We start from the raw sequence: 19,238 nt of genomic DNA on the forward strand, positions 1-19,238 counted from the left end.
CGATGACCGACTTCAGCACCCTCGAACTGATCAAGGATCCTCGCGGCTTCGCCACCCTGTGGCTGAGCCGGGAAGACAAGAACAACGCATTGAACGCGCAGATGATCCGCGAACTGATCATCGCCATCGACCAGCTCGCCACCGACGCCAGCCTGCGCTTCGTCGTCCTGCGCGGCCGTGGCCGGCACTTCAGCGCCGGCGCTGACCTGGCGTGGATGCAGCAGAGCGCGGCGCTCGACTACCAGAGCAACCTCGACGATTCCCGCGAACTGGCGGAACTGATGTACAACCTGGCGCGGCTCAAGCTGCCGACCTTGGCGGTGGTTCAGGGCGCGGCCTTCGGCGGCGCATTGGGCCTGATCAGTTGCTGTGACATGGCGATCGGCGCCGACGACGCGCAACTGTGCCTCTCGGAAGTGCGCATTGGCCTGGCGCCTGCGGTGATCAGCCCGTTCGTGGTCCAGGCCATGGGCGAGCGCGCCGCGCGCCGCTACGCCCTCACCGCCGAGCGCTTCAGCGGCGTCCGCGCCCGTGAACTGGGCCTGCTCGCGGAAAGCTATCCGGCGGCGGAACTGGACGCTCGGGTCGAAGACTGGGTCGCCAACCTGCTGCTCAACAGCCCGCAAGCCATGCGCGCCAGCAAGGAGCTGCTGCGTGAAGTCGGCTCAGGCGAACTGACCCCGTCCCTGCGCCGCTACTGCGAGAACGCCATCGCCCGCATCCGCGTCAGCCCCGAAGGACAGGAAGGCCTGCGCGCCTTCCTGGAAAAACGCACGCCGGCCTGGCAGGCCGAACCGACCCACAAGGAGCCACGCCCATGAGCCGTCCCGAGCTGACCACCCTGCTGGTCGCCAACCGTGGCGAGATCGCCTGCCGGGTAATGCGCACCGCCAAATCCCTGGGCCTGACCACCGTCGCCGTGCACAGCGCGGTCGACCGCGAAGCGCGCCACAGCCGTGAAGCCGACATCCGTGTCGACCTGGGCGGCAGCAAAGCGGCAGAGAGCTACCTGGTCATCGACAAACTGATCGCTGCGGCCAAGGCCAGCGGCGCCCAGGCGATCCATCCCGGCTACGGTTTCCTCTCGGAAAACGCCGGCTTCGCCAAAGCTATCGAACAGGCCGGGCTGATCTTCCTCGGCCCACCGGCCAGCGCCATCGAGGCGATGGGCAGCAAATCCGCCGCCAAGGCGCTGATGGAAACCGCCGGCGTGCCCCTGGTGCCCGGCTACCACGGCGAAGCCCAGGACCTGGAAACCTTCCGCGCCGCCGCCGAGCACATCGGCTACCCGGTGCTGCTCAAGGCCACCGCCGGCGGCGGCGGCAAGGGCATGAAAGTTGTCGAGCAGGAAAGCCAACTGGCCGAAGCCCTGGCCTCGGCCCAGCGGGAAGCGCTGTCGTCGTTCGGCGATGCGCGGATGCTGGTCGAGAAATACGTGCTCAAGCCGCGTCACGTGGAAATCCAGGTGTTCGCCGACCAGCACGGCAACTGCCTGTACCTCAACGAGCGTGACTGCTCGATCCAGCGCCGCCACCAGAAAGTGGTCGAAGAAGCGCCTGCCCCGGGGCTGAGCGTGGAACTGCGTCGGGCCATGGGCGAAGCGGCGGTCTGCGCGGCCCAGGCCATTGGCTATGTCGGCGCCGGCACCGTGGAATTCCTGCTGGACGCACGCGGCGAATTCTTCTTTATGGAGATGAACACCCGCCTGCAGGTGGAGCACCCGGTCACCGAAGCCATCACCGGCCTTGATCTGGTCGCCTGGCAAATCCGCGTTGCCCGCGGCGAGGCGCTGCCGATCAGCCAGGAACAGGTGCCACTTATCGGCCACGCCATCGAAGTGCGGCTGTACGCGGAAGACCCGGCCAACGATTTCCTGCCGGCCACCGGCACCCTGGCGCTGTACCGCGAAAGCGCACCGGGTGCGGGGCGCCGGGTGGACAGCGGGGTCAGCGAGGGCGATCAGGTTTCGTCGTTCTACGATCCGATGCTGGGCAAGCTGATCGCCTGGGGCGAAGACCGCGAACAAGCACGCCTGCGCCTGCTGGCAATGCTCGATGAATTCGCCATTGGCGGCGTGAAGACCAACATCACCTTCCTGCGGCGCATCCTCGCCCACCCAGCGTTCGCTGCGGCCGAGCTGGATACTGGTTTCATCCCGCGCTACCACGACGACCTGCTGCCGGCCCCGGGCGCGCTGCCCGCGAACTTCTGGCAGGCGGCGGCGGAAGGCTTCGTGCAGAGCATGCCGAACAGCGTGCGCGGCGATGATCCACATTCGCCGTGGTCCTCGCGCCAGGGTTTACGTGCCGGAGTTCCGGCGCATATCAGCCTGCACTTGAGCTGCAATGGCGAACAGCAGGCGCTGAGCCTCGATCGTCAGGCTGCGTCCACCTTCCAGCTCGATGGCGAGCAACTGCGGGTCGATAACGATGGCCTGCGCCGTCAGCACCTGGCGATTCGTCGTGGCGACGCCCTGTACCTGCGCTGGAACGGCGAGCTGCACACGGTCACCGCCTACGACCCAATTGCCGAGGCCGAGGCCAGCCACACCCATCAAGGCGGCCTGACGGCGCCAATGAATGGCAGCATCGTGCGGGTATTGGTGGAACCGGGTCAGGTGGTGGAAGCCGGCACGCAACTGGTGGTGCTGGAAGCCATGAAGATGGAACACAGCATCCGCGCGCCGCATGCGGGCACCGTGGCGGCGCTGTATTGCCAGGAAGGCGACATGGTCAGTGACGGCAGCGTGCTGGTGGCGCTGGAAGAAGCAGCGGGCTGACCGGCCCGCTTGCAACAACGGCGCCCTCGCCCATGGCGGGTGGCGCCGTTGTGTTTTTCAGCGATCAGAGTTTGAGGTTGGCGCGGACCACCACGCCGACCAGTTGGCAGTCGTCGCCGCAGAGCATCATCGGGTAGGTAGGGTTCAGCGGCTTGAGAAAGCGTTGTCCGCCTTCCTGCACCAGTTGGCGGAAGATCGCCTGAGGACTGCCGGGCAGATGGGCGATCACCAGCTTGCCGACCTGCACCTCGACGCCGCTGTCCACCAGGATCAGCATGCCCGCGGCGATGCTCATGCCCGAGGGCGCTGTCATTGCGTCGCCTTCGACCCGCAGCCAGTAAGCCTGGCCCAGCGCCCGGTATTCGGTGAGTTCGCCGCTGTCGGTCGCCTCGTCGCCCTCATCTATTGCACCCAGGCGCTGCCAGTCCGACAACGGATAATGGTACGCCGTGGGCAACTCGTAGAACGCCGGCTCTTCCGCGAGGTAGGTGGCGCCCATTTCCATTTCGAGTTCGAGCGCCACCAACATCTTGTTCATGCGTTCGAGAGAAATGCGCCGCTTGCCGCGTAACCAGTGGCCAACGGCACCCTGGGTAACCCCGAGGCGCTCGGCGAGTTGTTCTTGCGTGAGGTTCAGTACACGCATCCTGGTTTTGACCAGATCAATCCATTTTTCCATCGCAGGCACGATACGGACTGTCTCTGGCCGCTCAATACACAAATTGTAGTATTTAAAACCCTGATAAAAATACAACTAGTACTATATTGCGAACTACCACCCACTATTCTCAAGGAAAGACCGCCCCATGAGTGCGCCCTCTCTCACCTACCTGGACAGCGAGGCAGCCCGCCGCGCCATCGATTTCTACCTTAATCCCGAGCCGCAGCCGGCGACCGGGGTGAGTGACATGCAACTGGTGGTCGCCCGCCATGACCTCTCGCAGGAGGACGCCGGCGAGCAGGCAACGTGGCTGCTGCGCTGCGCTTCATCCAGCGCGTCGGACGCAGCGCTGCGCCTGCAGGGCAAGGCGCGGGAACAGATGCTCACGGTGATGCACCTGGTCAACCTCGCACGCGCGATGGTCGAGCACAGCCTGAGTCAGACAGCGAGAAATGAGGAATGCGAGGCGAAGGCGCCCTGCTAAGGGAAGAAGGAAACCAAGGGGAAGGCCCGGAAAGCCTGGGGGATGCAAACAGGGAGAAAGAATTTTCAAGAAATTACAGAAAATTCATTTGACTTGAAAATGAGAACGATTATTATTGCTCACAACTGGTCGCGAGACTGGTTGGATAAACTGAAAGCCCTTAGGTCGGACTCTCAGATTATCTCCTCATCAGGCTAATCACGGTTTTTGACCCGGCTTTTTGCCGGGTCTTTTTTTTGGCTCTTCAGGCTAATGAAGGCGGTGTGTTACTGAATGTGGCGATGATATCAAAGGAATGTCTCAGGATGTAACCCCGAAGCCGCGCTTTGCGGAATTTAGCACTTGAGAATCAATCTCGTTACGATTAAGCTCGTACCCGCGTCAAGGACGATGCCCCCATCCCCGCCTCCTCCGTTTCTCCAGCAAGGAGCTTGAATATGACCCGTCTGTTGCTGCCTCTGGACCATCACGCCGAGTGTGCCGATCCCGCGGAACTGGCGTTGTTGCACCGCCTGAAAAAGCTGCCACGCCGGGTACAGCAGGTGTTCTTGCTGAACCGCCTCGATCAACTTTCCTACGCTGATATTGCCCGCCGCCTGGACCTCTCCGACACCAGCGTCGAACGGCACATGAACCAGATCCTGCAATGCACCCTGCCCGCCCCTTGCGCCATCGCCCGCAGCGCAGGCCAGTGGTACGTGCGTTTGCAGAGCCCGCAGGTTACCGCCAGCGAGCGTATCGACTTCCGCCGCTGGCTCGACGCCGCGCCGGAGCACCTGGCCGCCTTCCATGCCACCGAGCTGCGCTGGCGCACCCTGCTCGCGCCGGCACGCCTGCTGGGCGAAAACCAGTGGTACCGACAAGGGCGCGCAGCGTTCTCCCTCGGCGGTTGCACCGTGGCCATGAGCCTCGGAGTGGCGGCGCTGCTGGCGTTGGGTTTCTGGTCCTGACCCGGGTTGTGTAGAGTAATGGGCCTCCATGACTCTACACAGGAACCTGGCAATGACTGCACTGAGCATCGACTGCGACTTCGATTCCGGCAATATCCTAGTACGGGATTCCAGCAATCCCTTGCAGGTCCGCCTGGCGATCCGTAACGACACCAGCAGCGCGCATTTCCAGTGGTTCCACTTCAAGGCCAGCGGCCTGACGCCAGGACAGTCCCACACGTTCATCCTGGAAAACGCCGGCGAGTCTTCCTACAACAAAGCCTGGGACGGTTATCAGGCCGTCGCTTCGTATGACCAGCAGAACTGGTTCCGCGTACCGTCGCACTTCGACGGCAAGGCCCTGCACTTCAGCCTGCAGGCGAGCGAACCCCAGGCCTGGTTCGCCTACTTCGAGCCCTACTCCCGCGCCCGCCATAACCAGTTGATCGAACGCGCCACCCGCCTGGCCAACGTCACGCTGCTGGCCACCGGGCGCAGCGTCGAAGGCCGTGACATTCAGTTGCTACGGGCCGGTGATGGCGCCCCCGGCAAGCGCAAGGTGTGGATCATCGCCCAGCAGCATCCGGGCGAACACATGGCTGAATGGTTCATGGAAGGCGTGATCGAGCGCCTGGAGCGCAACGACGCCACGCTGCAAGCCCTGCTGGCTGCCGCCGACCTCTACCTGATCCCGAACATGAACCCCGACGGCGCCTTCCACGGCCACTTGCGCACCAACGCCAAGGGCCGCGACCTCAACCGTGCCTGGCAGGACGCCAGTGTCGAGCAAACTCCGGAAGTACTGTTCGCTCAGCACCAGATGAAGCTTCACGGCGTCGACCTGTTCCTCGATGTCCACGGCGACGAAGAAATCCCCCACGTCTTCACCGCCGCCTGCGAAGGCAACCCTGGCTATACCCCGCGCATCGCCGCGCTGGAGGCGCGTTTCCGCCAAACCCTGTGCGGGCTGACCCGCGACTTCCAGGACGTCCACGGCTACCCGCGCAGCGCCCCCGGCGAGGCCAACCTGACCCTGGCCTGCAACGCCGTCGGCCAGACCCATGATTGCCTGTCGCTGACCCTGGAGATGCCATTCAAGGACCACGACGACGCGCCGAATACACTAACCGGCTGGTCGGGCAAACGCTCGCGCGAGCTGGCGAGTTCGGTGCTGGACTGCATCGGGGAGATGGTTGGCGAGTTGCGCTGATTCAGCAGGCAAACAGCGTGGTTGACCCGGTGGGGCTTGCGATCAGGCCCCACTACTGCGCCAGATGATCCAACGCAATCGACACCCGCTCCTCATACCGATACCCGGTCTGCCCGGCCACCGGATTCTCTTCACCCCCGCCCTCGACCCGCGACCGCGAGCGATACCCCAGCGGGCTCACCCCCAACTGCCGCTGAAAACTGCGGCGCATGCGCTCTTCATTGCCAAAACCGACCGTCTCGGCAATCCGCTTGATCGGCTCCTTGCTGGTTTCCAGCAACCGGCAGGCGGCCTCCAGGCGCAAGGTCTCAACGGTCTGCGCCGGGGTGCCACCGGTGGCGGCGGTGTAGGCGCGGGCGAAATGCCGGGGGCTCATGCCGAACTTTTCCGCCAGCCGCTCCACGCGCAAATCACTGTCGAGGTTGCCGGCGATCCAGGCATGCAGGCGCACCAGGCGCTGGTCACGGTCGCTGCGCAGCGCATCGCTCTGCGCCTTGAGCGGTGCGCTGAGCTGGGCCTGTTCCGCCGAGCGGCGCAGGAACAGGGTGAAATAACGCGCCAGGGTCAGCGCCGCATGCGGGCCAAGGTCCTGTTCCAGCAAGGCCAGGCCAAGGTCGATCCCCGCGCTCGCCCCACCGCAGGTCCACAGGTGACCGTCGTGCAGGTACAGCGCCTCGCGCTCGACGATCAACGCCGGATATCGCTGTTGCAGTTCTTCGGCAAAGCTCCAGTGGGTCACCACCCGCCGACCTTCCAGCAAACCGGCGCCGGCCAGGGCGAAGGCGCCGGTGCCGATGGAACAGAGCCGCCGCGCCCGCGGCGCGTGGCGCTGCAGCCAGACGTTGACGTAAGGGTCGCTTTCAAGTTCCGACACCCCCGGCCCACCGATAACGATCAGCGTGTCCAACTCCGCCTCGGCCTCGACGTCCGCCAGGGAGCGGGTCATCACCGCAATCCCGGAAATCGTCTCGATCTCGCCGCCCAACGGCGAGGCCAGCACGATCCGGTACGGCGGGCTCTGTTTCAGCTCGCCACCCAGAATGCGCGGCGCGGCAGCGAACACCTCCAGCGGGCCGGCGGCGTTGAGCAGCAATGCGCCGGGAAACGCCAGCACCAGCACGGTTCGCGGCGCCGAGATGGCAGAAAACGAGGGGTGTTTGACATGGTGGCGTTGGACGGGCGTGGACATACTGGCAACACTTTCCGATTCAAGAGCCAAGACGATGCCCAGAAAGTCCTTCCCTGCCAAGCGCCTTCGTCGCCACCTGACGCCCTGGCTGCTGCTCGCCTCGCTGCTCGGCGCCCTGCCCGTCCAGGCCGCGCCGGAGCTGGAAGTCGGTGACCAGAGCGGGCTGATCCAGGCGCTGCTGGGCGCCGCCGGTGAAGACCAGGGCCTCGCCTACACCCTCGACTGGCACCCGTTCGGCACCGGCACCGCGCTGATGGAAGCGCTGAGCGCCGCCGCAGTGGATGTCGGCGTGGTCGGCAACGCGCCACCGGTGTTCGCCCAGGCCGGTGGTTTCGATGTGCGGGTGGTAGCCGCCGCCGAAGGCGCGCAGAACAACAATGCGCTGCTGGTCCAGGCCGACTCGACCATCAGCCGTCCCGCCGACCTCGAGGGCAAGCGCATCGCCGTGGCCAAGGGCACCAGCGGCCATTACCTGCTGCTCGCCGTCCTCGCCGAGGCCGGCCTGGGCATCAAGGATGTGACTGTGATCTACGCCAGCCCCATCGATGCGCAGAACGCCTTTGCCAGCGGCAAGCTCGATGCCTGGGCGGTCTGGTACCCCTTCGTCGGCCAAGCCACGTCCCGCGGCGCCCGCAAACTGGTGGACGGCGCGCAATGGCCCGAGACCGGTCTGAACTTCACCGTCGCCAGCCTCGCAGCGCTCAACGATCCGCAAAAGGCCGAGCTGCTCGGCGACTTTATCCAGCGCTTGGCCAGGGCTCAGGCCTGGGCCACCGCTCACCCTGACGCCTGGGCCGAGCGTCTGGTCCAGGTCACCCGCCTGCCGCTGCCACTGCTGCAGGAAATGCTCGGCCAACAGCGCTTGCAGTACGTCGCGCTGGACGCCCGGGTCGCCGGCCTGCAACAACGCCTGGCCGACCGTTTCTCCGAGGCCCGGCTGATTCCCCGCCCATTGAAGGTCGTCGACGCCTTCGACGACCGCTACAACCGCCTGCTGCCACAACACCCCTGATCTGAAACCTTCGCGCCATGCCGCAGTTGCCGGCAGGGCGCCGCTCATCTGGAGAAAAGTCATGCCTGCACTCGACCGCACCACCCTGCGTCGCCACGCCACCGGCCTGATCGCCGTCGATGCCGAACGTTCGGCCGGTGGCTACACCCTGTTCGCCCCGCAAACTGCGGACGGCAATGTGTTCCTCATCAACCTGCGCGGCGAAGAAGTACACCGCTGGAAACTGCCGCAACGCCCCGGCCGCGACGCGGTGATCCTGGCCAACGGCAACCTCGGCTACAACGGCAACCACCCGGACTCGCCAGAGCTGTTTCCAGGCTGGTCGGTATGGCATGGCGGTGCGTTCAGCGAGGTGACGCCGGAGGGTGAAGTGGTCTGGGAATACACCGACCTGACCCACCACCACGACGCCCAATGGCTGGACAACGGCAACCTGCTCTACACCACTGCCGAGCCGCTGCCACTGGATATCGCCAGTCGCGTGCTCGGCGGGATTCCCGGCAGCGAGGCGCCAGGAGGGGTGATCTACGGCGACGTGGTCAAGGAAGTCGACCGCAGCGGCACGCTGGTCTGGGAATGGCGGAGCTGGGAACACCTGGCGCCGGAAGACTACCCGCTTCACGACTGCTTCGAACGCTACCACTGGCCGATGACCAACTCGGTGACGCCGGGCCGCGACGGCAAGGTCATCCTCAGTTTGCGCAGCGTGTCCTCGGTGATCGCCGTCGACAAGGCCAGCGACCGCGTGCTCTGGCGCCTTGGCCACGACCTGGTGGCGCAGCAGCATTGCCCGAGCGAGCTGGAAGACGGGCGCATCCTGGTGTTCGACAACGGCATCTCGCGGCCTCATGTGTCCATGCCGCACTCGCGGGTGATCGAAGTCGATCCGCACGCCCAACGCATCGAGTGGCAGTACGCCGACACCCCCGGCTACGCCTTCTTCACCCCGTTCATGGGCGGCGCCCAGCGCCTGCACAACGGCAACACGCTGATCACCGAGGCCAACTTCGGCCGGCTGTTCGAAGTGACCCGCGAAGGCGAAGTGGTCTGGGAATACATCAACCCGCATTTCGCCGCCTACCCGGACGCCGCCTCCCGCGCCTACCTGCCGGGCGAGAACAACGCGATCTTCCGCGCGCACCGCTATCAGGCCCATGAACTGCCCTGGCTGCGCGACTGATCCACAACCCCCCAACCCTTCCGATCACGCTTACGCAGACCACGCGCAGCGAGAGGTTCACTCATCACAGGAGTTCATGATGACCATGCCTTTGCAACGAAACAGCCGCGCGTGCGTCTGGCCCCGTTTTCTTCCCGGTTTGCTGGCCCTGGCCTGCTCGCCGGGCTACAGCGCCGAAACCGTCGAGGGCTCGCAGGCCGATGACGCGACCTTGCAGACCATCACCGTCAATGCCCGCCGCCGTGTGGAAGATGTCCAGACGGTGCCCACCGCGATGACCGTGCTCTCGGCGCAGACCCTGGAAAACCAGCGCCTGTACCGCGTGCAAGACCTGCAACAGGCGCTGCCCAGCGTCAACGTGTCGTTCATGAACCCGCGCCAGTCCAGCCTGTCGATCCGCGGGCTGGGCAACAACCCGGCCAGCGACGGCCTGGAAGGCAGCGCCGGGATCTACCTCGACAACGTCTACCTCGGCCGTCCCGGCATGGCCGTGTTCGACCTGCTGGACATCGAGCAGCTCGAACTGCTGCGCGGTCCGCAAGGCACCTTGTTCGGCAAGAACACCACCGCCGGCGTGCTGAATATCAGCACCCGCCGGCCCTCGTTCACCCCGGAAGGCAGCGTCTCGACCTCGTTTGGCGAAGACGGCTACGTGCAGACCCACGCCAGTATCGGCGGGCCGTTGACCAGCCAGTTGGCCGGGCGTTTCTCTGCCTATCGCACCCGGGAAAACGGCTACGTCGAAAACGATTACAACGGCCACACCCTCGGCGGCGGGACCCGCCAGGGTTTCCGTGGGCAACTGCTGTTCGAACCCAATGAATCCTTCAACCTGCGCTGGATCGCCGACTACAACGAAGAGGACTCCAGCGCCGGCACCCGCTCGCTGTTCAGCACCGGGCCGACCATCAACGGCGTCAACCGCTACGAGCAGCGCGCCGCTGCGGTGGGCGCAAGCCTGGCCCAGGGTCGCCACGTCAACCTCGACGCCGACCAGAACGTCAAAGTGTTCCAGGGTGGCACCTCGTTGGAAGCCAACTGGAGCCTGCCCGGCGACTACACCCTGACCTCCGTCACCGCCTGGCGCTGGTGGGATTTCACCCCGCGCAACGATGACGAACTCAACGTCCCGGTGATGTACAACGTCGGCCAGTCGGCGCGGGACCAGCAATACTCCCAGGAGCTGCGCCTGGCCTCGCCCACCGGCGACGTCTTCGACTATGTGCTCGGCGCGTATTACTTCCGCCAGGAAATGCGCAACGAAGTCTTCACCGACTACGGCCCGCTGGCCGACACCTGGAACGGCACGCCGCAGGGCGCGCTGAACAACGTCTACAGCCTGGGCAAGGGGCGCATCGACACCGACAGCTTCGCCCTGTTCGCCCAGAGCACCTGGCACCTGACGCCACGCCTGGACCTCACCGCCGGCGTGCGCGGCACCTACGAGGTGAAGCAGGCGCGGGTCGGCCGCTATGCGCCAACCGGCGGCGCGGCGGTCACCGGTGCGGCGGCCAGTGTGCGCCAGGGGCGTCTCGGTGCGTATGACTCGGGCGACCTCAGCGTCTACAGCTTCAGCCCGTCGGCGCTGGTCAGCCTGGCTTATCGCTTCAACGATCAGGTGCTGGGCTATGCCTCGCTGTCCCACGGCGAGAAGTCGGGTGGCGTCAACCTCAGCGTCGCCAGTGCTCCGGTGGCCGGTGCCGACTCCCTGCTGATCGGCAGCGAACGGGCCAACGACGCCGAACTGGGGATCAAGACCACCCTGCTCGACCGGCGTCTGCTGCTCAACGCCAACCTGTTCTGGACCGAGGTTCACGGCTACCAGACCAACGCCTACGACGACGCCAACCTCACCAGCTACCTGACCAACGCCGGCGCCGTGCGCAGCCGCGGTGTGGAATTCGAATCGACCCTGCTGCCGGTGCGCGGCCTGACCCTGAACCTCAACGGCTCGCTGAACGACGTGCGCTACCTCGACTACAGCAACGCCCCCTGCCCGGCCGAAGTCGCCTTGCGACCGGGTGCGCCGGCGTCCTGCGACCTGACCGGACACACCGTGGTCGGCGCCTCGAAGTGGATCCTCAACGCCAGCGGCACCTATGAATGGGAAGCGGGTCCGGTGCGGCCGTATGTGAACGCCAGCTACGCCTTCCGCTCCCATGCCGTCGGCACGGTGGACGACTCGGAACATGCGCAATTGCCGAGCTATGCACTGGTCAATCTGTCTGCCGGGGTGCGTGGCGATCTTGCGGATGGGCAGTGGGATGTGTCGCTATGGGTGAAGAACGCGGCGGACAAGACCTACTACACCACGCTGTGGAATTCACCGAATGGCGGGTACACGGGGGTGCTGGGAACGCCGAGGACGGTGGGGGTTACGGGGCGGTATGACTTTTAGTGGTTGTGTAGACCGAGTAATGGCCACCAGGCGCATGCCGAGAGTTTTCTAGCGCCTGTGAGATCGAGCGCCGCCCACGCGGCGCATCGCGGATGAATCCGCTCCTACATTTTTTGCAACGTGCCATGGCCTGTGTGATTGGCGTTGCCAGCCTTGGTATATGGCGGGAAAGTGCGGGGCGGCTGAGGCGCCAGCCTTAAAATCGAGCCGAACCACCAAGGTAGTCAACCATGGCCTGACAGGCATAGGCACGTTGCAAAAAATGTAGGAGCGGATTCATCCGCGATGCGCCGCGCGGGCGGCGCTCGATCTCAAAAACGCTGAAAAACTGTCGGCTAGCACCTGGTCGCCATTACCCAATCTTCTGACTGACGTCTTATGGCTCTCATGGAGCCATGAGATGTGCTGATCATTCGCCCCCCTCCTGACCATGAACCACAATATCCAGCCCCTCACCCACCGCAGGCGCCTGGAAATGCCGGGTAATAACCTCGAATTCGGCATCGGTGGCCGCAAAGTCGTGCTCGCCATGTGCATTGCGCGCATGCAGGCGGGCGCGGCAGGTGGCGTCGTCCTGTTCGAGGTAGTGCAAGGTGTGATGGACGCCCGCCGTCCGCGCCAGGCTCAGCAGCCAACTACGGTCAGCGACGGTGTTGGCGGGAAAATCCAGAACCACCGTGACACCCGTCCGCAACAGGTCGATCACCAGCGGCCCCAACACGGCACGAATCCGTCGGGCACGGTCAAGGTAGTCGGTTACCGAACGGATCTCGTCGGGATACAAACGCGAAAGCCAGTGATCTTCGCTGATCAGCAGCGCGCTGTGCTCTGCCACGAGGTGTTTGGCGAGGGTGGATTTGCCGGAGGCGATCTTGCCGCACAGCAGGTGAAGGTGGGTCGAGGACATGGGCACGGCTCCTTGTGTCGAGCCAGTGATGATGCACAAGGCCGGCCGGGTGGGCAAACCCGGCCGGCCTCGTTGCGGCATTACAACGCTGGACGCACTTTCTGCACCCACTCCTGCACGCTCGGCCGCTGCCACTGCCGCGCGGCGTACTCCTTCAGCCCAGCCGGCACCGGGTCGCCATTAAGGATCAGGCGGTTGAGCATCACCGCCAGTTCGACATCGGCGATCGACCACTCGCCGCACAGGTACTCGGCCCCACCCGCCAGCAAGGTTTCCGCCGCGTTGATCAGTTTCTTCGCCGCCGCGACGCCTTCCGCCGACAGCGGCCCGGCCTTGACGCCGTAGAACACCACCAGCGTGGAACGCTCCTGGCGGATCGGCAGCAGGTCGCTGCGCAGCCAGGCCTGGACCTGCCGTGCCCTCGCCCGCTGCACGGTGTCTTTCGGGTAGACCGCAACCTGCGGATGGCGCTCTTCCAGGTACTCGGTGATGGCCGAGGACTCGGACAGGGCGAAGCCTTCGTCGATCAGCGTCGGTACGCGCTGGGTCAGCGACAGGCGTGTGTAGTCGTCCGAGAGGTTCTCGGACCAGTCGAGATCGACCAGCGCCGTTTCGAACTCAAGGCCCTTCTCCCGCAGCGTCACGTAGGCGGACATGGCGTAAGGACTGGTGAAGCGGGCGTCAACGAAGAGCTGTAGCGGCGAGCGGGACATGACAGGAACTCCTTGTGCGATGCGCTCACGCTAGGGGGTTCGCCGGGAAAAATAAAATTCAAGATATTCATGGGGGCATTCCTCGGTGGAATGCAATGGCGGTACAGTGCGCGCGTTGTTCGGCGCGATGGCGTTTATCAGCGTTTCAAACCGACGACAGCGGTGCTCAAACCCAGCAAGGAACAGCGCGAATGGACGTCGAACACAACCTGCCCCTCATCATTGCCGCAGCCCTCAGCCTGCTCGCCGCCGTGCTCCATTTGGGCGTGATCATCGCCGGCCCCGCCGGTTACCGCCTGGCCGGCGCGGGGCAGCGCTTTGTTCGCGCCGCCGAGAAAGGCTATCGCTTTCCGGCCATCGTCACCCTGGGCATCGCTTTGGTCCTGGCCAGTTGGGCGGCCTACGCGCTGTCCGGCGCGGGGGTGATCGGCACGCTGCCGCTGCTGCGGCCGGCGCTGTGCGTCATCACCCTGGTTTATCTGTTTCGCGGGTTGGTGGGGCCGTTCGTGCTGCTCAACGATGGCCGCAGTCTGCGCTTCGTCGTTATCAGCTCGGTCCTCTGCACCGGCATCGGCCTGGTGCATGCCCTGGGGCTGGTGCAGGTGTGGGGACAGATCGGTTAACTAGCGGGGTTCCTGCTGGCTCTTCCAGCGCTCCAGATTCTCCGTCACCCACTGTTCCGGCTTCGGCCCGGCAACGACTTCGCGCATTTTCTGCGCCAGCCGCGCGCGCAGCTCCGGGCGGTTGCACGGCGAGTCATGGGACAGCGCCAGGTACAGCCCTTCGCTGGAAACCGGCGGGGCGAGCACCTTGAGTTTGTCTTCCATGCCCAGGGTGCGGCTCAGCGCCATGCCGGGATACTGTTCGTAGATCACGTAGTCGTTGCGCTTGAGCAGCAGTTTCTGGAAGGCCTGGCTGGCGCCGGGCACCGCTTCGAGGTTGAGCTGGTCCCGGGCGTAGTCATCGAACTGCTGGCCATGGCTGTTGCTGACCAGCGTCCCGCCCTTGCGCCCCTTGAGGTCCTCCCAGGTGCGATAGACAAAGCCGTCATCCTGACGCACCCAGACCACGCTCGGCGTGTACAGGAACGCGGGCTTGATGAAGTCCATGCTTTGCTGGCGCACTTCGGTGAGGAAATAGCCGGCCAGCAGGTCGACACGACCGGTGCGCGCCTCTTCCTGGGCGCGGGACCAGGGACCGGTGTAGCGGACGTCCACTTCCAGTCCCAGCTCGCTGGCTACCTGCTTGAGCAGGTCGGCATTGGCGCCGATCAGTTGTCCCGGATTGTCGGGATCACGCCAGAGATATGGGGGATATTCGGGATTACCCGTGGCAGTGAGGTGCTGGCACTGCTCTGCGGCCATTGTGGCCCCGGACATCAGCAGCAGCACCAGCGACAGCCACAAGGAGCGGCGGTAACGACGCTCGATCATTCACGACCCTCGGCACAGGTGAAATTCGGCGGTTTTCACAGTCTGGGCCAGATATGGCCAGATGCCAGAGTAGCAGTGTGGATCGGCGATAGATTGTCGTATGGCAACAAATGTTTCGGTGAACCATCCTTTTGCGGGCCAGAGGGTGGCCCGCAAAATTGACCACGGCGAAGGGCTTAGCCCTTCAGGCCCGCCGCCTTGGCCCGTGCCGCGTGCAGTTTCTTGTAACTGTCGATCAGACGCAGGTGCCGGTCCAGACCTTCCAGCTTCATGCTGGTCGGCGTCAGGCCGTGGAAGCGCAGGCTGCCCTCGACCGAGGCGATCACCGCATCCATCCGCTCGTTGCCGAACATGCGGCGGAAATTGACTTCGTAGTCGCCCAGTTCCAGCTCGTTGTCCAGCTCCACTTCCAGCACCACGTTCAGCGCCTGGTAGAACAGCCCGCGCTCGACGGTGTTGTCGTTGAACTGCAGGAACATTTCCACCAGCTCCTTGGCGTCGTCGAACTTGCGCAGCGCGACCTGGATCAGGATCTTCAGCTCGAGAATGGTCAACTGGCCCCAGACGGTGTTGTCGTCGAACTCGACGCCGATCAGCGTCTTGATCTCGGTGTACTCGTCCAGTTCGGATTCCAGCAGGCGGTCCAGCAATGCCCCCAGCCCGTCGTCATCAAGGCGGTGCAGGTTGAGGATGTCTTCGCGGAAGAACAGCGCCTTGTTGGTGTTGTCCCAGACCAGGTCGTCCACCGGGTAGATTTCCGAATAGCCCGGCACCAGGATGCGGCAGGCGGTGGCGCCGAGGTCGTCGTACACGGCCATGTACGCTTCCTTGCCCATGCCTTCGAGGATGCCGAACAGGGTCGCGGCTTCGTCGGCGTTGGAGTCTTCGCCCTGGCCGGAGAAGTCCCACTCGACGAATTCGAAATCGGATTTGGCGCTGAAGAAGCGCCACGACACCACACCGCTGGAGTCGATGAAGTGCTCGACGAAGTTGTTCGGTTCCATCAGCGCATGGCTTTCGAACGTCGGCTGCGGCAGGTCGTTGAGGCCCTCGAAGCTGCGGCCCTGGAGCAGTTCGGTCAGGCTGCGTTCCACAGCCACTTCGAAGCTCGGGTGCGCGCCGAACGAGGCGAACACGCCGCCGGTACGCGGGTTCATCAGGGTCACGCACATCACCGGGAATTCTCCGCCCAGCGACGCGTCCTTGACCAGCACCGGGAAGCCTTGCTCTTCCAGGCCCTGGATGCCGGCGACGATGCCCGGGTACTTGGCCAGCACCTCTTGCGGCACATCCGGCAGGGCCAGTTCGCCTTCGAGGATTTCCCGTTTCACGGCGCGCTCGAAGATTTCCGACAGGCACTGCACCTGCGCTTCGGCCAGGGTGTTACCGGCGCTCATGCCGTTGCTCAGGTAGAGGTTTTCGATCAGGTTCGACGGGAAGTACACCACTTCGCCGTCGGACTGGCGCACGAACGGCAGCGAGCAGATGCCGCGCTCGATGTTGCCGGAGTTGGTGTCGTACAGGTGGGTGCCCAGCAACTCGCCGTCCGGGTTGTAGATCGCGCGGGTGTAGTCGTCGAGGATTTCCTTCGGCAGCGCGTCCTTGCGGCCCGGCTGGAACCAGCGCTCGTTGGGGTAATGGACGAATTCGGCATTGGCGATGTCTTCGCCCCAGAACTGGTCGTTGTAGAAGAAGTTGCAGTTCAGCCGCTCGATGAACTCGCCCAGCGCCGAGGCCAGCGCGCCTTCTTTGGTCGCGCCCTTGCCGTTGGTGAAGCACATCGGCGATTGCGCGTCGCGGATATGCAGCGACCAGACGTTTGGCACGATATTGCGCCACGAGGCGATTTCGATCTTCATCCCGAGGTCAGCGAGGATGGCCGACATATTGGCGATGGTTTCTTCCAGCGGCAGGTCCTTGCCGAGGATGCAGGTGCTGCTGCCCTCCGCGGCGCTCGGCATCAGCAGGGCCTGGGCATCGGCGTCGAGGTTGTCGACTTCCTCGATGATGAACTCGGGGCCGGTCTGCACCACCTTCTTCACCGTGCAGCGGTCGATGGAGCGCAAAATGCCCTGGCGGTCCTTGGCGGAAATGTCCGCTGGCAGCTCGACCTGGATCTTGAAGATCTGGTTGTAGCGGTTTTCCGGGTCGACGATGTTGTTCTGCGACAGGCGAATGTTGTCGGTGGGGATGTCCCGCGTCTGGCAGTACAGCTTTACGAAGTACGCCGCGCACAGCGCCGAAGACGCCAGGAAATAGTCGAACGGTCCAGGGGCCGAGCCATCGCCCTTGTAGCGGATGGGCTGGTCGGCCACCACCGTGAAGTCATCGAACTTGGCTTCGAGTCGGAGGTTGTCGAGAAAGTTGACCTTGATTTCCATGCGGGATTACCAGAACGGGCTAAACGAAATGGTCGCCAGTATCCGGTTTTTTCCGCGGGAAGCCAGAGAGGATCGTCGGATCGCTGCTCTTTGGTGCGCTTGATGGCCTCTTCGCTGGAACGGCTAAGGCGTCCAGTCCACCCCATGCTCCTCCAGATAAACATCCACAGCCGCACCGACTGTGGGCTGGAACACATCACTGCCAATCCGCGCCAGCACTTCCAGGCGCCGCAGCTTGTCCTTCACCGGATCCTTCATTTCGGCAAAACGCAGCTCTATGCCTGCGGAACGCAAGTATTGTTCAAGCTCGATCAACATGTCCGCCGAGGTGACATCCACGCTGGTGACCGGCTCCGCAGCGATGACGATCCGGCGGACCTGTGTCGGTGACTGTTCGATGGCTTGTAGCACGCAACTCTGGAACTGTTCGGCATTGGCGAAGAACAGCGGCGCATCCCAGCGGAACAACACCAGGCCCGGCACCAGGCGGGCATCGGGATAGCGGCTGATGTCGTGGTAGCCACGAATCCCGGCAACCCGCCCCAGCACGGCGTAATGCGGGCGCCAGCCGTCCCAGAGAAATTCGATCACGGCGATCACCACCGCCAGGCCGATCCCGGGCACGGCCCCCAGCACCACCACGCCGATAAAACAGACGATCGACAGCCAGAATTCCCATTGTTGGATGCGGTATATGCGCCGCAGGTCGCGGAACTCGAATAGGCCGATGGCGGCGGCGATAACCACCGCGGCCAGGGCGCTGACTGGCAGATGGCGCAACAGATCGGGCGCAAACAGCAACAACAGGCCCACGCCAAGGGCGCCGAACACGCCGGTCAACTGGCTGCGCGCGCCAGCGGCTTCGGCCACCGGGGTCCGCGATGAACTGCTGCTGACGGGAATGCCCTGGAACAGGCTGGTGGCGAGGTTCGCCATGCCCAGGCCGATCATTTCCTGGTTGGGGTCGGCCGGCGAGCGGGTCCGGGCGGCGTAGGTGCGCGACAGCACGCTGGTGTCGGCGAATGACACCAGCGCTACGGCGAAGCCACCAATCAACACGGTGGTCAGTTCGTTCAGTCCGATTAGCGGGATGGAAAACCCAGGAAGTCCCTGAGGCAGCGAGCCGACCACCTGCACCCCTTCGGCCTCTAGCGCAAAACCCCATGCCGCCAAGGTGGCAAGCACCACGGCGATCAGAATGCCCGGCACCCGCTCGAAACGCTTGAGCAGCAGGATGATCGCCAGGCTTCCGCCACCGATGGCGAAGGCGTGCCAGTTGGCCTTGCCGTCGAACAGCGCCTGGAACAGGCCGGGAATGTCGTGCAACGGCCCGGCGCTGTCGAGGGAGATGCCGAAGAGTTTCGGGGTCTGGCTGATCAGCACGGTGAAGGCGATGCCGTTCATGTAGCCGTAGCGGATCGGCTTGGACAGCAGCTCGGTGATAAAGCCCAGCCGCAGCAAGCCCGCGGCGGCGCACACCAGGCCGGACACCAGCGCCATGGCGCTGGCCAGAGTAATGGCGCGCGCGGGATCGCCCGCAGACAGCGGCAAGACTACTGCCAGGATGATCGCCACCAGCGCCGAATCGGGGCCGAGCACCAGGAAGCGGCTGGGCCCGAACAACGCGTAGACCAGCAGCGGAATGATGGTGGCGTATAGGCCATAGATACCCGGAACCCCCGAAGCCTGGGCATAGGCGATACCGACCGGCACCAGCATGGCGGTCAGCACGAGCCCGGCGAGCAGGTCTTTCGGCAGCCAGGCCAGCGGGTAATTGCGCAACATCTCCAGCCCCGGCATCCAGCGCCGCCAGCCGGAGCGAAGGGACGCGGGGGTACGGGGTAGCTGCCCTTGCCGGGCCGATGGTTGTTCCATGGGGTGTCGTAGCTTCCGTGCGAGAGGGGTAAACAATGGGCTGAAGAGCCTAATCCGCAACGAGCGGACTGTCACCCGACCTCAGGC

Annotated in this window: 16 protein-coding genes; 9 read left to right on the top strand and 7 right to left on the bottom strand. The window is 64.4% G+C overall.

The genetic code is table 11. The features are described from left to right. The first annotated feature begins 2 nt into the window (after positions 1-2). Complete coding sequence (locus HWV67_RS08100) at positions 3-821, top strand: gamma-carboxygeranoyl-CoA hydratase (RefSeq protein ID WP_175650726.1); 819 nt, start codon at positions 3-5, stop codon at positions 819-821. Further along, entirely contained in the window at positions 818-2,779 is a 1,962-nt protein-coding gene (locus HWV67_RS08105) for an acetyl/propionyl/methylcrotonyl-CoA carboxylase subunit alpha (protein WP_175650727.1), read from the top strand. Before HWV67_RS08100 ends, HWV67_RS08105 begins: the two co-directional genes overlap by 4 nt. A 64-nt stretch (positions 2,780-2,843) precedes the next feature. Here HWV67_RS08105 and HWV67_RS08110 read toward each other — a convergent pair whose 3' ends face one another. Then, positions 2,844-3,458, bottom strand: a complete 615-nt coding sequence (locus HWV67_RS08110) for a LexA family protein (RefSeq protein ID WP_175650728.1) — start codon at positions 3,456-3,458, stop codon at positions 2,844-2,846. Between the two features lie 127 nt (positions 3,459-3,585). Here HWV67_RS08110 and HWV67_RS08115 point away from each other — a divergent pair, with 127 nt between their 5' ends. From HWV67_RS08115 to HWV67_RS08125, 3 genes are all read left to right on the top strand, one after another. Continuing rightward, entirely contained in the window at positions 3,586-3,924 is a 339-nt protein-coding gene (locus HWV67_RS08115; protein WP_175650729.1) for a DUF6124 family protein, read from the top strand. Positions 3,925-4,361: 437 nt separating this feature from the next. Further along, the gene (locus HWV67_RS08120) at positions 4,362-4,874 is read left to right on the top strand and encodes a sigma factor-like helix-turn-helix DNA-binding protein (protein WP_175650730.1); all 513 of its coding nucleotides are present in this window, start codon (positions 4,362-4,364) and stop codon (positions 4,872-4,874) included. 52 nt (positions 4,875-4,926) lie between these two features. After that, entirely contained in the window at positions 4,927-6,063 is a 1,137-nt protein-coding gene (locus HWV67_RS08125) for a M14 family metallopeptidase (protein ID WP_175650731.1), read from the top strand. Positions 6,064-6,115: 52 nt separating this feature from the next. Here HWV67_RS08125 and HWV67_RS08130 read toward each other — a convergent pair whose 3' ends face one another. Beyond that, positions 6,116-7,252: a GlxA family transcriptional regulator gene (locus HWV67_RS08130; RefSeq protein WP_175650732.1), complete on the bottom strand. Its 1,137-nt coding sequence runs from the start codon at positions 7,250-7,252 to the stop codon at positions 6,116-6,118. 34 nt (positions 7,253-7,286) lie between these two features. Here HWV67_RS08130 and HWV67_RS08135 point away from each other — a divergent pair, with 34 nt between their 5' ends. From HWV67_RS08135 to HWV67_RS08145, 3 genes are all read left to right on the top strand, one after another. Beyond that, complete coding sequence (locus tag HWV67_RS08135) at positions 7,287-8,264, top strand: ABC transporter substrate-binding protein (protein WP_175650733.1); 978 nt, start codon at positions 7,287-7,289, stop codon at positions 8,262-8,264. A gap of 61 nt (positions 8,265-8,325) precedes the next feature. Then, positions 8,326-9,444: an aryl-sulfate sulfotransferase gene (locus HWV67_RS08140; RefSeq protein WP_175650734.1), complete on the top strand. Its 1,119-nt coding sequence runs from the start codon at positions 8,326-8,328 to the stop codon at positions 9,442-9,444. A gap of 79 nt (positions 9,445-9,523) precedes the next feature. Next, positions 9,524-11,842 (top strand): TonB-dependent receptor, encoded by a 2,319-nt coding sequence (locus HWV67_RS08145; protein ID WP_175650735.1) that lies wholly within the window; start codon positions 9,524-9,526, stop codon positions 11,840-11,842. 409 nt (positions 11,843-12,251) lie between these two features. Here HWV67_RS08145 and HWV67_RS08150 read toward each other — a convergent pair whose 3' ends face one another. Together HWV67_RS08150 and yfcF are read right to left on the bottom strand one after the other, a co-directional pair. Next, positions 12,252-12,749 carry an AAA family ATPase gene (locus HWV67_RS08150; RefSeq protein WP_175650736.1) on the bottom strand — a complete coding sequence of 166 codons (498 nt, stop codon included), beginning with the start codon at positions 12,747-12,749 and terminating at the stop codon, positions 12,252-12,254. A gap of 80 nt (positions 12,750-12,829) precedes the next feature. Beyond that, a complete protein-coding gene (gene yfcF / locus HWV67_RS08155; protein WP_175650737.1) occupies positions 12,830-13,462 on the bottom strand; it encodes a glutathione transferase in 633 nt (210 codons plus the stop codon). Positions 13,463-13,653: 191 nt separating this feature from the next. On the opposite strand from yfcF, the gene HWV67_RS08160 reads away from it, so the two are divergent. Beyond that, the gene (locus tag HWV67_RS08160) at positions 13,654-14,085 is read left to right on the top strand and encodes a hypothetical protein (protein WP_175650738.1); all 432 of its coding nucleotides are present in this window, start codon (positions 13,654-13,656) and stop codon (positions 14,083-14,085) included. Here HWV67_RS08160 and HWV67_RS08165 read toward each other — a convergent pair whose 3' ends face one another. From HWV67_RS08165 to HWV67_RS08175, 3 genes are all read right to left on the bottom strand, one after another. Further along, complete coding sequence (locus tag HWV67_RS08165; RefSeq protein WP_175650739.1) at positions 14,086-14,895, bottom strand: substrate-binding periplasmic protein; 810 nt, start codon at positions 14,893-14,895, stop codon at positions 14,086-14,088. It abuts the gene before it with no gap. A gap of 176 nt (positions 14,896-15,071) precedes the next feature. Further along, positions 15,072-17,276, bottom strand: a complete 2,205-nt coding sequence (locus HWV67_RS08170; RefSeq protein WP_175650740.1) for an OsmC domain/YcaO domain-containing protein — start codon at positions 17,274-17,276, stop codon at positions 15,072-15,074. 123 nt (positions 17,277-17,399) lie between these two features. Further along, the gene (locus HWV67_RS08175; RefSeq protein WP_175650741.1) at positions 17,400-19,151 is read right to left on the bottom strand and encodes a SulP family inorganic anion transporter; all 1,752 of its coding nucleotides are present in this window, start codon (positions 19,149-19,151) and stop codon (positions 17,400-17,402) included. Positions 19,152-19,238: the final 87 nt, after the last annotated feature.

The sequence above is a fragment of the Pseudomonas sp. Marseille-P9899 genome, from assembly GCF_903166565.1.
GTDB classification, from domain to species: Bacteria; Pseudomonadota; Gammaproteobacteria; order Pseudomonadales; family Pseudomonadaceae; genus Aquipseudomonas; species Aquipseudomonas huaxiensis.

Coding starts and splice junctions, on each gene's coding strand:
- HWV67_RS08115 (WP_175650729.1), top strand. CDS start 3,586: ATGAGTGCGCCCTCTCTCACCTACCTGGACAGCGAGGCAGCCCGCCGC.
- HWV67_RS08140 (WP_175650734.1), top strand. CDS start 8,326: ATGCCTGCACTCGACCGCACCACCCTGCGTCGCCACGCCACCGGCCTG.
- yfcF (WP_175650737.1), bottom strand. CDS start 13,462: ATGTCCCGCTCGCCGCTACAGCTCTTCGTTGACGCCCGCTTCACCAGT.
- HWV67_RS08175 (WP_175650741.1), bottom strand. CDS start 19,151: ATGGAACAACCATCGGCCCGGCAAGGGCAGCTACCCCGTACCCCCGCG.
- HWV67_RS08170 (WP_175650740.1), bottom strand. CDS start 17,276: ATGGAAATCAAGGTCAACTTTCTCGACAACCTCCGACTCGAAGCCAAG.
- HWV67_RS08120 (WP_175650730.1), top strand. CDS start 4,362: ATGACCCGTCTGTTGCTGCCTCTGGACCATCACGCCGAGTGTGCCGAT.
- HWV67_RS08160 (WP_175650738.1), top strand. CDS start 13,654: ATGGACGTCGAACACAACCTGCCCCTCATCATTGCCGCAGCCCTCAGC.
- HWV67_RS08150 (WP_175650736.1), bottom strand. CDS start 12,749: ATGTCCTCGACCCACCTTCACCTGCTGTGCGGCAAGATCGCCTCCGGC.
- HWV67_RS08130 (WP_175650732.1), bottom strand. CDS start 7,252: ATGTCCACGCCCGTCCAACGCCACCATGTCAAACACCCCTCGTTTTCT.
- HWV67_RS08135 (WP_175650733.1), top strand. CDS start 7,287: ATGCCCAGAAAGTCCTTCCCTGCCAAGCGCCTTCGTCGCCACCTGACG.
- HWV67_RS08100 (WP_175650726.1), top strand. CDS start 3: ATGACCGACTTCAGCACCCTCGAACTGATCAAGGATCCTCGCGGCTTC.
- HWV67_RS08165 (WP_175650739.1), bottom strand. CDS start 14,895: ATGATCGAGCGTCGTTACCGCCGCTCCTTGTGGCTGTCGCTGGTGCTG.
- HWV67_RS08110 (WP_175650728.1), bottom strand. CDS start 3,458: ATGGAAAAATGGATTGATCTGGTCAAAACCAGGATGCGTGTACTGAAC.
- HWV67_RS08105 (WP_175650727.1), top strand. CDS start 818: ATGAGCCGTCCCGAGCTGACCACCCTGCTGGTCGCCAACCGTGGCGAG.
- HWV67_RS08145 (WP_175650735.1), top strand. CDS start 9,524: ATGACCATGCCTTTGCAACGAAACAGCCGCGCGTGCGTCTGGCCCCGT.
- HWV67_RS08125 (WP_175650731.1), top strand. CDS start 4,927: ATGACTGCACTGAGCATCGACTGCGACTTCGATTCCGGCAATATCCTA.